This is a genomic window from Streptomyces sp. NBC_00989 (assembly GCF_045162655.1).
GTDB lineage: Bacteria > Actinomycetota > Actinomycetes > Streptomycetales > Streptomycetaceae > Streptomyces.
On the sequence record NZ_CP108728.1, the window covers coordinates 6,072,692 to 6,087,683 of the forward strand.

Annotated in this window: 12 protein-coding genes and 4 tRNA genes; 5 read left to right on the top strand and 11 right to left on the bottom strand. The window is 68.9% G+C overall.

Annotated elements, in window-relative coordinates:
• Positions 1-53: 53 nt before the first annotated feature.
• Positions 54-1,580, top strand: coding sequence for an amidophosphoribosyltransferase (purF, locus tag OG714_RS26880; protein WP_406124713.1), 1,527 nt, complete (start codon positions 54-56; stop codon positions 1,578-1,580).
• A gap of 37 nt (positions 1,581-1,617) precedes the next feature.
• A complete protein-coding gene (gene purM, locus OG714_RS26885) occupies positions 1,618-2,688 on the top strand; it encodes a phosphoribosylformylglycinamidine cyclo-ligase (protein WP_406124715.1) in 1,071 nt (356 codons plus the stop codon).
• Between the two features lie 191 nt (positions 2,689-2,879).
• Here the strand turns inward: purM and OG714_RS26890 are convergent, their stop codons facing one another.
• Together OG714_RS26890 and OG714_RS26895 are read right to left on the bottom strand one after the other, a co-directional pair.
• Positions 2,880-3,137 carry a DUF3073 domain-containing protein gene (locus OG714_RS26890; RefSeq protein WP_019061825.1) on the bottom strand — a complete coding sequence of 86 codons (258 nt, stop codon included), beginning with the start codon at positions 3,135-3,137 and terminating at the stop codon, positions 2,880-2,882.
• 303 nt (positions 3,138-3,440) lie between these two features.
• A complete protein-coding gene (locus tag OG714_RS26895) occupies positions 3,441-4,535 on the bottom strand; it encodes a Leu/Phe/Val dehydrogenase (protein WP_406124717.1) in 1,095 nt (364 codons plus the stop codon).
• A gap of 222 nt (positions 4,536-4,757) precedes the next feature.
• Between OG714_RS26895 and OG714_RS26900 the strand changes: the two genes are divergently transcribed.
• Both OG714_RS26900 and bldC read left to right on the top strand, forming a co-directional pair.
• The gene (locus OG714_RS26900; RefSeq protein WP_406124719.1) at positions 4,758-5,603 is read left to right on the top strand and encodes a hypothetical protein; all 846 of its coding nucleotides are present in this window, start codon (positions 4,758-4,760) and stop codon (positions 5,601-5,603) included.
• A gap of 531 nt (positions 5,604-6,134) precedes the next feature.
• A complete protein-coding gene (gene bldC, locus OG714_RS26905; RefSeq protein WP_003949541.1) occupies positions 6,135-6,341 on the top strand; it encodes a developmental transcriptional regulator BldC in 207 nt (68 codons plus the stop codon).
• Between the two features lie 412 nt (positions 6,342-6,753).
• Here the strand turns inward: bldC and OG714_RS26910 are convergent, their stop codons facing one another.
• From OG714_RS26910 to OG714_RS26950, 9 genes are all read right to left on the bottom strand, one after another.
• Positions 6,754-6,930 (bottom strand): DUF6274 family protein, encoded by a 177-nt coding sequence (locus tag OG714_RS26910; RefSeq protein WP_406124721.1) that lies wholly within the window; start codon positions 6,928-6,930, stop codon positions 6,754-6,756.
• 149 nt (positions 6,931-7,079) lie between these two features.
• A tRNA-Asp gene (locus tag OG714_RS26915) sits at positions 7,080-7,154 on the bottom strand.
• Between the two features lie 95 nt (positions 7,155-7,249).
• Positions 7,250-11,215 (bottom strand): ATP-dependent RNA helicase HrpA, encoded by a 3,966-nt coding sequence (gene hrpA, locus OG714_RS26920; protein ID WP_406124723.1) that lies wholly within the window; start codon positions 11,213-11,215, stop codon positions 7,250-7,252.
• A 71-nt stretch (positions 11,216-11,286) separates the two neighbouring features.
• Positions 11,287-11,706, bottom strand: coding sequence for a hypothetical protein (locus OG714_RS26925; protein WP_406124725.1), 420 nt, complete (start codon positions 11,704-11,706; stop codon positions 11,287-11,289).
• Positions 11,707-11,776: 70 nt separating this feature from the next.
• Positions 11,777-11,850: transfer RNA gene (locus OG714_RS26930), tRNA-Phe, on the bottom strand.
• 24 nt (positions 11,851-11,874) lie between these two features.
• Positions 11,875-11,949, bottom strand: a tRNA-Asp gene (locus OG714_RS26935).
• 49 nt (positions 11,950-11,998) lie between these two features.
• Positions 11,999-12,071 (bottom strand) — tRNA-Glu (locus tag OG714_RS26940).
• Between the two features lie 80 nt (positions 12,072-12,151).
• Complete coding sequence (locus OG714_RS26945; RefSeq protein ID WP_406124727.1) at positions 12,152-13,750, bottom strand: metallophosphoesterase; 1,599 nt, start codon at positions 13,748-13,750, stop codon at positions 12,152-12,154.
• 56 nt (positions 13,751-13,806) lie between these two features.
• A complete protein-coding gene (locus OG714_RS26950; RefSeq protein ID WP_033285124.1) occupies positions 13,807-14,157 on the bottom strand; it encodes a metallopeptidase family protein in 351 nt (116 codons plus the stop codon).
• A gap of 312 nt (positions 14,158-14,469) precedes the next feature.
• Here OG714_RS26950 and OG714_RS26955 point away from each other — a divergent pair, with 312 nt between their 5' ends.
• Complete coding sequence (locus OG714_RS26955) at positions 14,470-14,979, top strand: hypothetical protein (RefSeq protein WP_406124729.1); 510 nt, start codon at positions 14,470-14,472, stop codon at positions 14,977-14,979.
• Positions 14,980-14,992 lie beyond the last annotated feature (13 nt).

The window sequence follows — 14,992 nt, forward strand, 5'->3', positions numbered from 1 at the left end:
CGACGAGTAACCCCAATTCGGACCAGTGGTCGATCTCGCCTACACTCGGTGCCGTGCCACGTGGTGACGGTCGACTCAGTCATGATCTGCTCCCCGGCGAGAAAGGACCCCAGGACGCTTGCGGCGTCTTCGGAGTCTGGGCTCCCGGTGAAGAGGTCGCCAAGCTCACTTACTTCGGGCTCTACGCCCTCCAGCATCGGGGTCAGGAATCCGCGGGAATCGCGGTCAGCAACGGCTCCCAGATCCTCGTCTTCAAGGACATGGGCCTCGTGTCCCAGGTCTTCGACGAGACCTCCCTCAGTTCGCTCCAGGGTCATATCGCGGTCGGACACGCCCGCTACTCGACCACCGGCGCCTCCACCTGGGAGAACGCCCAGCCGACGTTCCGCGCCACCGCGCACGGCTCGATCGCGCTCGGCCACAACGGCAACCTGGTCAACACCGCGCAGCTCGCGGAGATGGTCGCCGACCTCCCCAAGCAGGAAGGCCGTACGCCCCGCGTAGCGGCCACCAACGACACCGACCTTCTGACCGCGCTCCTCGCGGCCCAGGTCGACACCGACGGCAAGCCGCTGACCATCGAGGAAGCCGCCCACGCGGTCCTCCCGCAGGTCAAGGGCGCCTTCTCGCTCGTCTTCATGGACGAGCACACTCTCTACGCCGCCCGTGACCCGCAGGGCGTCCGCCCGCTGGTCCTCGGCCGGCTGGAGCGCGGCTGGGTCGTCGCCTCCGAGTCCGCCGCCCTCGACATCTGCGGCGCCGCGTACGTCCGCGAGATCGAGCCGGGCGAGTTCGTCGCCATCGACGAGAACGGCCTGCGCACCTCCCGATTCGCGGAAGCGAAGCCCAAGGGCTGCGTCTTCGAGTACGTCTATCTCGCCCGCCCCGACACCGACATCGCCGGTCGGAACGTCTACCTCTCCCGTGTCGAGATGGGCCGGAAACTCGCCAAAGAAGCTCCGGTCGACGCCGATCTGGTCATAGCGACTCCGGAGTCCGGCACCCCGGCCGCCATCGGATACGCGGAGGCCTCGGGCATCCCGTTCGGTGCGGGTCTGGTGAAGAACGCCTACGTCGGCCGTACGTTCATCCAGCCTTCGCAGACCATCCGGCAGCTCGGCATCCGCCTGAAGCTGAATCCGCTGAAGGAAGTCATCAAGGGCAAGCGCCTGGTCGTCGTCGACGACTCGATCGTGCGCGGCAACACCCAGCGCGCGCTGGTGCGCATGCTCCGCGAGGCCGGCGCCGCCGAGGTCCACATCCGGATCTCCTCGCCGCCCGTGAAGTGGCCCTGCTTCTTCGGCATCGACTTCCCCACCCGCGCCGAACTCATCGCCAACGGCATGACCGTCGACGAGATCGGTGTCTCCCTGGGCGCCGACTCCCTGGCGTACATCTCCATCGACGGCATGATCGACGCGACCACCATCGCCAAGCCGAACCTGTGCCGCGCCTGCTTCGACGGCGAGTACCCGATGGAGCTCCCGGACCCCGAGCTGCTCGGCAAGCAGCTCCTGGAGACCGAGCTGGCGGCCGGTCCGGCCGCCACGGCAGCGGCCGACGCGATCCGTCGCCCGTAAGCCCCGCCGTATCAATCAACGCGAAAGATCCCAGGCAATGTCTGAGACCTCCACTCCCGGTGCTTCCTACGCGGCCGCCGGCGTCGACATCGAAGCGGGCGACCGCGCCGTAGAACTCATGAAGGAGTGGGTGAAGAAGACCCAGCGCCCCGAGGTCCTCGGCGGCCTCGGCGGCTTCGCCGGGCTCTTCGACGCCTCCGCCCTCAAGCGGTTCGAGCGCCCCCTGCTCGCCTCCGCCACGGACGGCGTCGGCACGAAGGTCGACATCGCGCGCCAGCTCGGCGTCTACGACACGATCGGCCACGACCTGGTCGCCATGGTCATGGACGACATCGTGGTGTGCGGTGCCGAGCCGCTCTTCATGACCGACTACATCTGTGTCGGCAAGGTGCACCCCGAGCGTGTCGCGGCCATCGTCAAGGGCATCGCCGAGGGCTGTGTGCTGGCCGGCTGCGCCCTGGTCGGCGGCGAGACCGCCGAACACCCCGGTCTGCTGGGCCCGGACGACTTCGACGTCGCGGGCGCCGGTACGGGCGTCGTGGAGGCCGACCGGCTGCTCGGCCCGGATCGCATCCGGACGGGTGACGCGGTCATCGCGATGGCCTCCTCCGGACTTCACTCGAACGGGTACTCGCTCGTCCGGCATGTGCTCCTGAACCAGGCCGGTCTCGACCTGGAGGCACGCGTCGAGGAGCTCGGCCGCACGCTCGGCGAGGAACTCCTCGTCCCCACCAAGATCTACTCGCTGGACTGCCTGGCGCTGACCCGTACGACCGACGTGCACGCCTTCTCGCACGTCACCGGCGGCGGACTCGCCGCGAACCTCGCCCGGGTCATCCCGGACGGCCTGCACGCGATCGTGGACCGCTCCACCTGGACCCCGGCGCCGATCTTCGACCTCGTCGGCAGGACGGGCCAGGTCGAGCGCCTGGAGCTGGAGAAGACCCTGAACATGGGCGTCGGCATGATCGCGATCGTCCCCGAGGAGTCGGCGGACGTGGCCCTGGAGACCCTGGCCGACCGCGGGGTCGAGGCGTGGGTCGCGGGCGAGATCACCGAGCGGGGAGATCACGCGACGGGCGCGGAGATGGTCGGCGACTACGCGTAGATCAGCCGCTACGGGACGCGCGAGGCAGCGGCTTCCGGACGCAAAATCAGCCTCTCCGGCGTTTGAGGAGCGGGGTCCGGGGCGGAGCCCCGTGACGGCAGCACAAAACCCGGTCCGGTGCTTAGTGCCCCGGACCGGGCGAGGTGCAGTCAGCTAACGGGAAGTTTTTACCGCTCAGCGCGCTGCAAGCGTTACGCGCCGCGACGTTGAGACTGGGGACCGGACTCGTCGTCCTCGTCCTCGTCATCGTCGTTATAGAGATCCGCGTACTGAGCGTACGGGTCGTCTTCTTCCTCGTCGTCGTCCTCGAACGGCTCGCCATTCGGCGGCTGGCTCGAAGTCGAAGCGCCCAGCTCATTGGCCAGACGCGAGAGGTCAGTCCCGCCGCTGCTGTACTTCAGCTGGCGGGCGACCTTCGTCTGCTTGGCCTTTGCCCGGCCGCGCCCCATGGCTCGACCCCCTCGGATACGGGGCTCGGTGGCCCCAGAGTCTTGACACGCGTTCATGATCTGGAACGGACTCTCCGTGGAGAGACCGGTCCGTAGGGCTTCCACGGTACCTGAGCCCGCGCCCATACGGTACGTCGCCCGCAGCACGTGCCGGGCTCCAGGACCCGCGAGGTGCCCTGTACTCGCTGGTCAACCGCGATTTTAACCACTTCTTGGCAGGCGACCCGCCGACGAACGTGAGAGTTCTCTCTAAGTCTTCGCCGGCGGGTACCGGAGACGCTTGCCGAGGAGCCAAACGGAACCTCAGCGTCCGCGCGCTCCGGCGGCTTCGTGCATTCGCTGCTCGGCGATCCGGTCGGCCGCGGCGGCCGGCGGAATACCGTCTTCCTTCGCACGTGCGAATATGGCCAGCGTGGTGTCGAAGATCTTCGCGGCCTTCGCCTTGCACCGCTCGAAGTCGAACCCGTGCAGCTCGTCGGCGACCTGGATCACGCCACCGGCGTTCACCACGTAGTCCGGCGCGTAGAGGATCCCGCGGTCGGCGAGGTCCTTCTCGACGCCCGGATGCTCCAGCTGGTTGTTGGCCGCGCCGCACACCACCTTGGCGGTCAGCACCGGCACGGTTGCGTCGTTCAGGGCGCCGCCGAGCGCGCAGGGGGCGTAGATGTCCAGCCCCTCGACCCGGATCAGCGCCTCCGTGTCCGCGACGGCCGTGACGCCCGTCGGGTGCTTGTCGAGGATCCGTCGTACGGACTCCTCGCGCACGTCCGTGATCACGACCTCGGCGCCCTCGTCCCGCAGGTGCTCCACGAGGTGGTGCCCGACCTTGCCGACCCCCGCGATGCCGACCGTACGGCCGCTCAGCGACGGGTCGCCCCACAGGTGCTGGGCGCTGGCCCGCATCCCCTGGAAGACGCCGAAGGCGGTCAGCACGGAGGAGTCGCCGGCGCCGCCGTTCTCGGGGGAACGTCCGGTCGTCCAGCGGCACTCGCGCGCCACGACGTCCATGTCGGCGACATACGTGCCGACATCGCACGCGGTGACGTAGCGCCCGCCGAGCGAGGCCACGAACCGGCCGTAGGCGAGCAGCAGTTCCTCGGTCTTGTCGCGCTCCGGGTCACCGATGATCACGGCCTTGCCGCCGCCGTGGTCCAGACCGGCCATGGCGTTCTTGTACGACATCCCGCGGGCGAGGTTGAGCGCGTCGGCGACGGCCTCTTCCTCGCTGGCGTAGGGGTAGAAGCGCGTACCGCCCAGGGCGGGGCCCAGGGCGGTGTTGTGGATGGCGATGACGGCCTTGAGGCCGCTGGCCCGGTCCTGGCAGAGCACGACTTGCTCATGACCGCCCTGGTCCGAGTGGAACAGGGTGTGCAGGACGCCGTTGTCTACGTCGGTCACGGTGGTGACTCCTGGGTAAGTGGCGGCGGTTGGAGACAGGCTCCCGTAGGGGTGGCGGGTGCCGTGGCATGAGCGTAGAGCCTGGGTCGGGCCGCCATCCGTGCAGTGTTCAGGATCACCTACCGAAGGGGGGTGGCCGTGCGACGATTTGCATAGTTTTCCCGCGCGTTTGTGAGCGGGTTCCGAAGGTTTTCCCGACGGCCGGCGGGGGAGGGAGCAGGCGTGCCCAAGAAGGTGTCCTCGGTGATCGTCCCGTACGCGACGTATCTGCGGGTCTACGAGCCGCTGGCCGCCTTCCCGGAGCCCGAGCGCGGCCACTGGACCAGCTACGCCCGCCGCCCCGACCGCCCGTCGTACCAGGACGAACTGCGCCGGGCGCTGGCCGACCTGCTGCCCACCCCGCCGGTCCCGGTGCCGGTGCACGAGAGCGCGGACGCCTTCGTGGTGGAGGTCGACGGCGTGGTGTGCGTCTGCCCCTGGCGCACCCGGCTGCGCGGCTGGCAGGCCCTGGGGGACCTCGCGGAGGAGCTTCCGCCGCCGGTCCTGGACGCCGTACTCCCGCCGCTCGTACGGCATCAGGCCACCCAGGACTACGAGCGCTGGCTGGCCCGGAATCCGGACGCCCGGCCGTGGATCCGCACGGCGACCTGGCAGGTGCCGCTGAACTGGTTCGTGCTCGTCGGTGACGAGGAGCGGCGCTACGACAAGGCCTCCGGGGACGTGCCGCCGATGCTGCGGTACCGGACGCCGATGGTGCAGGCGCGGCGGCGGGTGGCGCGGGCGCTGCGGGCCCTCAAGGACGCGATGGACGACGGGCCGCTGATCGAGGGTCTGGTGGACGTGGGGCGCTGGCTGGAGGAGTTCCATCCGCGGTCCCTGGTCGAGTTGGACTACGGCGGGCTCGTGCACGTCCTGCCGGCCGGCGAGCTGGAGGACGACCACTCGGCGGCGGACGTGGCCGCGGGCATCGAGGCGCTGCGGACCGGGGACGGGGCGGCGGCGGGCGAGGCGTACGGGCGGCTCGTGGAGCGCTGGCGGTCGGTCAGGGACCGGCGCTCGGCGAACTGACGGGAAGATCGACGGGGCCGGCGGTTTCGAACGCGGCTGACATCTTCGAACAGATGCGCATAGGATTCTTACGGTTCGTCAACACGGGACGTAGGTCCCGATACGGACGATTGATGCCAAGCGTGACGGACCGCACGTACAGATCCCTTGCGCCGCTTGCCCCTCCTCATGCCAAAATAGGACAAGGAGTCCGGGGAGGACTCCATCCGTCATGCTTTGGGCGGAACCTCGGTATTGCGCGCTTTGGGGGGTCTGGATGACTCCTGATCGCCCCTGTGACTGATCGTCACAGTGGTGTGACTGTCCGCTATGGCATGGTCCATCGGCTTCCGTCGCTGATGGACACCTGGGAGGGCAATTCCATCGGTTTGGCCTACGCGGTTGGACAGATGGTGTAGTTGTAGTGCCGAGGACAAGCCGTTCGTCCTATAACCGACTCGACCCGCACACGCCATTTCGGGCAACGCGGGTCAAGGTGCAGAATTTAGAGGAAAGAACCGAGAAGGTTCGGTTCTCCCGAGGAGGCCGCTCATGACCGCTCGCACCCCTGATGCCGAGCCGCTGCTGACCCCGGCTGAGGTCGCCACGATGTTCCGTGTGGACCCCAAGACGGTCACGCGGTGGGCGAAGGCCGGCAAGCTCACTTCGATTCGCACGCTCGGCGGACACCGCCGTTACCGCGAGGCGGAGGTCCGTGCACTGCTCGCGGGCATTCCGCAGCAGCGCAGCGAAGCCTGACCAACTGAATAAGGGCGAATCGGCAGGTCCCCCAACCTGTCACGGCGCCCGACAACACAGCTCCAAGCGACGCGGGTTCTGCCCCAACAGGGCCCACGCCCAACGCTCTTGAGCCAAATGAACAGGGTGCGTCGTAGATCGCGCTGGACTCCGCCGGGTCCAGCGCGATCTTTTTTGTGCCTGGTCGGGGGTCCGTGTGCGGTCGGCAGGCCCTGAGCGCCGGGTCCTGTGAGGGACCTTGTCGGAGTCTGGGGAGGGCTGTCGGATCTCCTGTGGACCATCCCTCGTAGGGGTGCAATTGCACATATTAAATTGACCAGTTGTAGGTGAGGTGTAAGTTCCTACGTTTCAAAAACTTATGCGGTGACACCCGTCACATGCCAGATGGCTTGTTGCCTCTGACCTATGTGCGCTAGGAAGTTCCACTCTCCGGGTCGTCCTGTGGTTCCCGCACCGGAGGGGCGTCCATGGCCAGCCGCAGCAGGCGGTGGCAGATCGAGCAGTGCCGGGTCACATGGTGGTAGGAGCTGGCGGCCGACAGGTGCGCACGGAGCAGTGCCCGCGTCTCATGCCTGACCGAAGCCGCCATGTGCCACCTCCGTGGCCCTGCGTGGAACGGGGCCTGGTTTCTGGGTACCGGGTGGGTGGGCGGGCGTCAAGGGAGCCGTAGCGGCCATGAGGGCAACAGCACGCACGAAAGCCCGGGTCCGAAGACCCGGGCTCTTGTTTGATCTACTGCGGTCCTGACGGGATTTGAACCCGCGGCCTCCACCTTGACAGGGTGGCGAGCACTCCAAGCTGCTCCACAGGACCTTGATTCGCGGCACTTGTTGGTGCGTTGTGCTGCGAGACGAGACTGTACAGGAGGGTGGCCCGCCTGGTCGAACTCACTCGGTGTGCAGGCGCTGTTACGGTGCGGCCGCGTCGATCGCCTTCACGATCCGCTTGTCGGAGACGGCGTACGCCGTGCCGAGCGCGTGGGCGAAATAGCTCACCCGGAGCTCCTCGATCATCCAGCGGATGTCCCGGACGGAGGACGGAATCGGGCGGCCCTGCGGGAGTTGCTCCAGGAGCCACGCGTACTCGTCCTGCATCTCATGGACCTTCTCCATGCGGGTCGTGTCCCGCTGGACCCCCGTCGGCATCTGCTGGAGGCGGCGGTCGGCGGCCACCATGTAGCGCATCAGGTCGGGCAGGCGTCGTATGCCGGTCGCCGTGACGAAGCCCGGCTTCACGAGGGCGTCCAGCTGGGCGCGTACGTCCGCGAGGTTCGGGAGGAGGGCGGGGCTGTGCGCTGCCTTCAGACGGCGCTCACAGGCCTGCCAGGCGGCCAGCACCTGTTGGACCTGGCCCACCGCGCGGACCGTCGTGTCGACGATCTCGGCGCGCACCTTCTCGTAGAGCTTCCGGTACGACTCCTCGTCCCACGCCGGGCCGCCGAAGTCGCCGATCAGCTTGTCCGCCGCCGCCAGCGCGCAGTCGTCGAAGAGCGCCTGGATCGAACCGTGCGGATTCGCGGACAGGGCCAGCTTCTGAGGGTTCGTGAGCTTCTCGGACGCGAACTTCGCCGGATTCACCGGGATGCTGCGCACGATGAGCCGGCGCGTGCCCTTCCACATCGCCTCCGCCTGCTCCTCCTCCGTGTCGAAGAGCCGTACGGAGACGGTGTCGCCGTCGTCGACCAGCGCCGGGTACGCCTTCACCGGCTGGCCGGCCCGGTGGGTCTCGAAGACGCGGGTCAGCGAGCCGATCGTCCAGTCGGTGAGGCCCTTGCGCTCCAGGGACTCCCCGCCCTCGCGCTCGGCCGTCGCCGCGGCCGCCTGCGAGATGGCCTGGCGCGCCTTCGGCTTGAGGCGGACCTTCAGCGCCTCCAGATCCTTGTCCTCGGCGATCTTGCGGCGCCGCTCGTCCACGATCCGGAAGGTGATGAGCAGGTGGTCCGGGACCTTCGACCAGTCGAAGTCGTCGGCGGTGAAGGGGACTCCGACCATGCGCTTCAACTCGCGGGCCATGGTGGTGGGGAGAGGTTCCTGGAGGGGAACCGCCGCCGCAAGGAAGCGTTGCGCGAAGTTCGGCGCCGGGACGTAGTTGCGGCGGATCGGCTTCGGGAGGGAACGGATGAGTTCGGTGACGACCTCTTCCCGCAACCCGGGGATCTGCCAGTCGAAGCCCTCGTCCGTGACCTGGTTGAGGACCTGGAGCGGGATGTGGACCGTGACACCGTCCGCGTCCGCGCCCGGCTCGAACTGGTACGTCACCCGGAACTTCAGCCGCCCCTGATGCCAGGAGTCCGGATAGTCGGCCTTGCTGATGTCACCCGCGCGCTCGTTGATGAGCATCGAGCGCTCGAAGTCGAGGAGTTCGGGCTCCTCATGGTGCTTGTGCTTCCACCAGGAGTCGAAGTGGGCGCCGGACACGACGTGTTCGGGTACCCGCTGGTCGTAGAAGTCGTAGAGCGTCTCGTCGTCGACCAGGATGTCCCGGCGCCGCGCGCGATGCTCCAACTCCTCGACCTCGGTGAGGAGTCTGCGGTTGTCGGCGAAGAACTTGTGGTGCGTGCGCCAGTCGCCCTCGACCAGCGCGTTGCGGATGAACAACTCGCGGGACGCCTCCGGGTCGATCCGGCCGTAGTTCACCTTGCGCTGGGCGATGATCGGGACGCCGTAGAGCGTGACCTTCTCGAAGGCCATCACGGCCGCCTGGTCCTTCTCCCAGTGCGGTTCGCTGTACGTCCGCTTGAGGAGGTGGCCGGCGAGGGGCTCGACCCACTCGGGCTCGATCTTGGCGTTGACGCGGGCCCAGAGGCGTGAAGTCTCCACCAGTTCCGCCGACATGACGAAACGCGGGGTCTTCTTGAAGAGCGCCGAACCGGGGAAGATCGCGAACTTGGCGCTGCGGGCGCCGAGATACTCGTTCTTCGCGCCGTCCTTCACGTCCTTCATGCCGATGTGGGACAGCAGGCCGGCGAGGAGCGAGAGGTGCACGCTCTGGTCCGCCGCATCGTCCTCGCTGAGCTGAAGGCCCATCTGCTTGGCCACCGTGCGGAGTTGGCTGTAGATGTCCTGCCACTCGCGGATGCGGAGGAAGTTCAGGTACTCCTGCTTGCACATGCGACGGAACGCGGAGGAGCCGCGCTCCTTCTGCTGCTCGCGGATGTACCGCCACATGTTCAGGAACGCGAGGAAGTCGCTCGTCTCGTCCCGGAAACGGGCGTGTTGCTGGTCCGCCTGGGTCTGCTTCTCGGCCGGGCGCTCGCGCGGGTCCTGGATGGAGAGCGCGGCGGCGATCACCATGACCTCGCGCACACAGCCGTTCTTGTCGGCCTCCAGCACCATGCGGGCCAGCCGCGGGTCCACCGGGAGCTGGGCGAGCTTGCGGCCCGTCTGCGTGAGCCGCTTGCGCGGGTCCTTCTCGTCCGGGTCCAACGCGCCCAGTTCCTGGAGGAGTTGGACGCCGTCGCGGATGTTGCGGTGGTCCGGCGGATCGATGAACGGGAACTTCTCGATCTCACCGAGACCGGCCGCGGTCATCTGGAGGATCACGGAGGCGAGGTTCGTCCGCAGGATCTCCGCGTCCGTGAACTCCGGGCGGGCGAGGAAGTCGTCCTCGGAGTACAGGCGGATGCAGATGCCGTCCGACGTACGGCCACAACGGCCCTTGCGCTGATTGGCACTTGCCTGGCTGACCGCCTCGATGGGCAGCCGCTGCACCTTCGTACGGTGGCTGTAGCGGCTGATCCGGGCGAAGCCGGGGTCGATGACGTATTTGATGCCCGGGACGGTGAGGGAGGTCTCGGCGACGTTCGTGGCCAGAACGATCCTTCGCCCGGTGTGCTGCTGGAACACGCGGTGCTGCTCGGCGTGCGAGAGCCGGGCGTAGAGGGGCAGGACCTCGGTGAACCGGTAGTTCTTCTTCGTCAGCGCGTCCGCCGTGTCGCGGATCTCCCGCTCCCCGGAGAGGAAGACGAGGATGTCGCCCTTGCCCTCGCCCTGAAGCTCCTCCACGGCGTCACAGATCGCGGTGATCTGGTCGCGGTCGGAGTCCTCGGACTCGTCCTCCAGAAGCGGGCGGTACCGCACCTCCACCGGATACGTCCGGCCGCTGACCTCGATGATCGGGGCCTCGCCGAAGTGCCGGGAGAAACGCTCCGGGTCGATGGTCGCCGAGGTGATGACGACCTTCAGGTCCGGGCGCTTGGGCAGCAGTTGGGCGAGGTAGCCGAGGAGGAAGTCGATGTTGAGGGACCGCTCGTGGGCCTCGTCGATGATGATCGTGTCGTAGGCGCGCAGCTCGCGGTCGGTCTGGATCTCGGCGAGCAGGATGCCGTCCGTCATCAGCTTGATGAACGTCGACTCCTGGTTCACCTGGTCCGTGAACCGGACCTTCCAGCCGACGGCCTCGCCGAGCGGGGTGTCCATCTCCTCCGCGATGCGCTCCGCGACGGTGCGCGCGGCGATACGGCGGGGCTGGGTGTGCCCGATCATGCCGCGGACGCCACGGCCGAGTTCGAGACAGATCTTGGGGATCTGGGTCGTCTTGCCGGACCCGGTCTCACCGGCCACGATCACGACCTGGTGATCGCGGATCGCGGCGGCGATGTCGGCCTTCTTCTGGCTGACCGGCAGCTGCTCCGGATACGAGATCGCGGGGATACGGCGGCGCCGCTCGGCCATCCGCTCCTCGCCGCGGGCCACCTCGGCCTCGATCTCGGCGAGCACGGCGGCGCGGGCCTCCGGCTTACGGATCTTGCGCGCGCCCTCGAGCCTGCGCCCGAGCCGGTGCGCGTCGCGCAGGGTCAGCTCGGTCAGGCGGGGGGCGAGGTCGCCGAGGGCGGGGGCGGAAGTGCCGGGCGCGGAGGCGGGGTGCGTAGACATACGCCGTCCAGGATCTCACCTCGCCGAAATTCCTGGCGAGCGAATTCCTGGCGGGGGGTTGTGCGGGTGAGTCAGGGTGCCGTGGTCGGAGTGGCGGGGGCGGGGACAGTGGGCGTTCCCGAGGGCTCCGCCCCCGGACCCCCGTCGGCCTGGACGGCCTCGCCCTCAAGCGCCGGACGGGCTGGACTGTGCCGGCCGGCGTCTTGCTGGCGGTCGGCGTCCTGCTGCCTGCCGGCCTCCTTGGACATCGACTGGGCCGTGTTCGATACGGCCTTGATGCCCAGGTACGCCGTCGTCAGGCTCGCCATCGCGGTGAACGCCGAGGTCAGGACGCCTACGATCACCGCGCGGTCGCCGTTCAGCTGCCATACGCCGAAGACCGCCACCGCCGTGATCGCGATGTTGCTGCCGGCCACCGCGAGCAGTCCGTACCGCGCCCGTACCTTCTCCAGGTCCGTGTCCCGGATGCCTCTGGCCTCGTCCTGACCCATCGCGCCCCGCCCTGTGTCGTCCGGTTACGACGAAAGCCCCGTCCCGGGTGGGACAGGGCTTTCGATCCGGTGGCTGGGGCCGGGGTCGAACCGGCGACCTATCGCTTTTCAGGCGATCGCTCGTACCAACTGAGCTACCCAGCCACGAGATTCCTTGCGGAACCTCAGCGGTCCTGACGGGATTTGAACCCGCGGCCTCCACCTTGACAGGGTGGCGAGCACTCCAAGCTGCTCCACAGGACCAAGCTGTTGCGCGCGAACTGGCGGAGCCAGTGTCGCACACGGTATTGCGTGCCCCCAACGGGATTCGAACCCGTGCTACCGCCTTGAAAGGGCGGCGTCCTAGGCCGCTAGACGATGAGGGCTATCGGCCCGCCTGGGCGCTTCTCAGCGCGTCGGGGACGTGAGAAGCATATGGGATGGCGGGAGGTATCGCCAAAACGGTTTACGGGGTCCTCGACGGGGTGCCCGATGGCCGGGTCGAGGAGGGACTTTGGGAGGGGGTCGGGGACGGACTCGGGGACTGGGGTGCGCCCGGCAGGTTCTCCTTCGGGAGGTGGCGGCTCACCTCGGCCGTCGTCAGGCCCAGGCCGCCCAGTTTGATCTCGTCCCAGGCCTGGAGGCGGTGGGTGTCGCGGTCGATGTAGAGGATCGACGCCTCGATGGGGTCGGGGTACTTGCCCTCCACCGCCCGTAGGCCGCTGCCGCCCGTCGAGCCCTCGATGCGCAGGCGTGTGCCGTGCTTCATGACCTCGGTGCCCTCGTGGTGGAGGTGGCCGGCCAGGACCAGGGGGACCTCGCCGTCGGTCTGGCGTGCCGCCGACGGTTCGTGGACCAGGGCGATGTCGACCGGGGTGCCGGCGGCCCGCTGGTCGCGGAGGGAGGAGGCGAGCTGGTCGCCGGCGAGTTCCTCCGCGTTGTCGGCGCCCGGCGCGGTCGAGCGGTCCGGGGTGAACTGGGGGTCGCCGATGCCCGCGAAGCGTATGCCCGCGACCGTTTCCGCCCGGCCCTCGTCCAGGACGTGCACGTTCTTGACGCGTTCGAGGTAGCGCTGGGTGGCGAGGGAGTCGTGGTTGCCCCTGACCCAGACGTAGGGCGCGCCCAGGTCGGCGATGGGGTCGAGGAAGCCGTTCTCGGCCGTCGTGCCGTGGTCCATGGTGTCGCCTGTGTCGACGATCACGTTCACCTTGTACTGCTCCACCAGCGACGCGATGATCTTCCAGCTCGCGGGGTTCAGGTGGATGTCCGAGACGTGCAGGACGCGGATCGTGGTCGGGTCCGGCTGGTACGCGGGGAGCGTGGACGTGACGTCGTAGAGCTTGGTCACGTTCGTCACCAGGCGGGCCAACTCCTTCTGGTAGACGTCGAATTCGGTCACGATGTTGCGCGCGTTGCCGACCAGGGACGGGGCGGAGGAGAGCAGGCCGGAGAACTTCGGTTCGAGGATCGACTTCGGGTTCCAGGTCGCGTACGCCGTCGCTCCGGACGCCGCCAGGAGGGTCAGGGCGAGGCCGCCGGCCGCGAGGGCCCGGCGGGGGCGGCGGTAGACCGCGAGCCCGAGGGTGGTGGCGCCCAGGACCACGGCCGTGCAGGACCGTACGGCGAGGTCGAGGGTGCCGTGTTCGACGTCCCGGGCGACCTCGTCCTGGAGGCCGGAGAGGCGCTCGGGGTGGTCGACGAGGGCCTGGGAGCGTTCCGGGTCGAGCTGGTCGACGTTGACGTCCAGGCGGACCGGGGCGTGGTGGCTGTCGAGGGACAGGGCGCCGAGCGGGGAGACGTTGATCTTCGTGCCGCCGGTGAGGGACGGGCGCAGGGTCATGGTGGTGTTCATGGGGCCGACCTGGGCCCGTACGTTGCCCACGATCAGCAGGCCGAGCCAGGCTCCGACGATGACGACCATGACGAGGCCGAGGGCGCGGGGCCAGGGGTGGGGCTGGGGGACGAGTTCGACGGTGGGGCGGGGACGGCGGGCGCGGTAGTGACGGGTCAGGGCGCGCTGGGCTCGGCGGAGGCGGTTCAGGGCTGCGACGGGGACGCTGGCCATTGGTCCCGTATGCCCAGGGGTGGGGGCAGGTATGCGGGGCGGGTCGCGGGAGTGGCTCAGCCCCAGCCCAGTTCGTGCAGCCGCTCGTCCTCGATGCCGAAGTGGTGGGCGACCTCGTGGACGACCGTGACGGCGACCTCGTGGACGACGTCCTCCGTGGTCGCGCAGTAGCGCAGGGTCGGGCCCATGTAGATCGAGATGCGGTCGGGGAGGACTCCGGCGTACCACTCGCCGCGTTCGGTGAGGGGTGTGCCCTCGTAGAGGCCGAGGAGCTCGGGGTCGGACGGGTCGGGTTCGTCCTCGACGAACACGGCCACGTTGTCCATGACCCGCGTCAGCTCCGGCGGGATCCGGTCCAGGGCCTCACTCACCAGCTCTTCGAACGCCTCGCGTGTCATTTCCAGCACAGGCCCATTGTCCGGGACGAACGCCGGTTCGGGGCGGCCGTAGCGCATGTGGGTTCGTGGAGGCGGTGCCCGGAGGGGGTGGTGCGGTGGGCCGGGCTTGTCCGGTATGGGCTCGAAGTCCGTTCCGGGGGAGGGGGGTTGGGGGGTGCGCCGGATGCCGTAGCGGCGATTCCCGGCCGGTGATGGGGCGTGAACGGGTCTTCTCCGGCCAGGAAGTGGGGGTCGGGTGGTGCGGCGCGTGTCTTCCGGTGGGCGGTGGGAGTTGAGAGGGCGACTCCTTTTTCCGCCCTCGGAGGTGGCCCCGTGCGCCCCATGTACGTACCCGTCCGTCTGGCCGCCGCGGTCGCCGTCGTCGCCGCTGCCGCCGGCTGCATGAGTGTGGGCGACGACGCGGGCGGCGGTGCCAGGCCGTCCCACTCCGCCGGGCGGCATGGCGGTGAGGCGCCGGACGGTGGTTCGGGGGTGCCGGGGGGCGGGCTCGGATTCGGCGGGTCGGCGGGGGACGGGAAGCACGGGCACGGGAAGCCGAAGCCGGGGGAGTCCGCCTCGGGTTCGGCCTCACCGTCCGCTTCGGGGGGTGCGGCGAGCCCGGCCGCCACCAAGGCGCCCAGACCCGGCACGAGCCCGAAGCCCGGCGCGCCGACCACGGCCGCGCCGCAGCCGACCCCGACGCGGGCCAGCCCGTCCTCCGACCCGACGCCGCCCGCGCCGCAGGAGTCCCCCAGCCCGACCGTCGCGGAGCCCTCGTCGTCGGCCCACGAGGACCCCGTACCGCAGCTGGTGAACCGGGAACCGGCGCCGGCGGCCGGCTCACCGGCCTAGCGACGGGTGTGAC

Coding starts and splice junctions, on each gene's coding strand:
- OG714_RS26955 (WP_406124729.1), top strand. CDS start 14,470: ATGTACGTACCCGTCCGTCTGGCCGCCGCGGTCGCCGTCGTCGCCGCT.
- OG714_RS26890 (WP_019061825.1), bottom strand. CDS start 3,137: ATGGGGCGCGGCCGGGCAAAGGCCAAGCAGACGAAGGTCGCCCGCCAG.
- OG714_RS26945 (WP_406124727.1), bottom strand. CDS start 13,750: ATGGCCAGCGTCCCCGTCGCAGCCCTGAACCGCCTCCGCCGAGCCCAG.
- hrpA (WP_406124723.1), bottom strand. CDS start 11,215: ATGTCTACGCACCCCGCCTCCGCGCCCGGCACTTCCGCCCCCGCCCTC.
- OG714_RS26925 (WP_406124725.1), bottom strand. CDS start 11,706: ATGGGTCAGGACGAGGCCAGAGGCATCCGGGACACGGACCTGGAGAAG.
- purM (WP_406124715.1), top strand. CDS start 1,618: ATGTCTGAGACCTCCACTCCCGGTGCTTCCTACGCGGCCGCCGGCGTC.
- OG714_RS26910 (WP_406124721.1), bottom strand. CDS start 6,930: ATGGCGGCTTCGGTCAGGCATGAGACGCGGGCACTGCTCCGTGCGCAC.
- bldC (WP_003949541.1), top strand. CDS start 6,135: ATGACCGCTCGCACCCCTGATGCCGAGCCGCTGCTGACCCCGGCTGAG.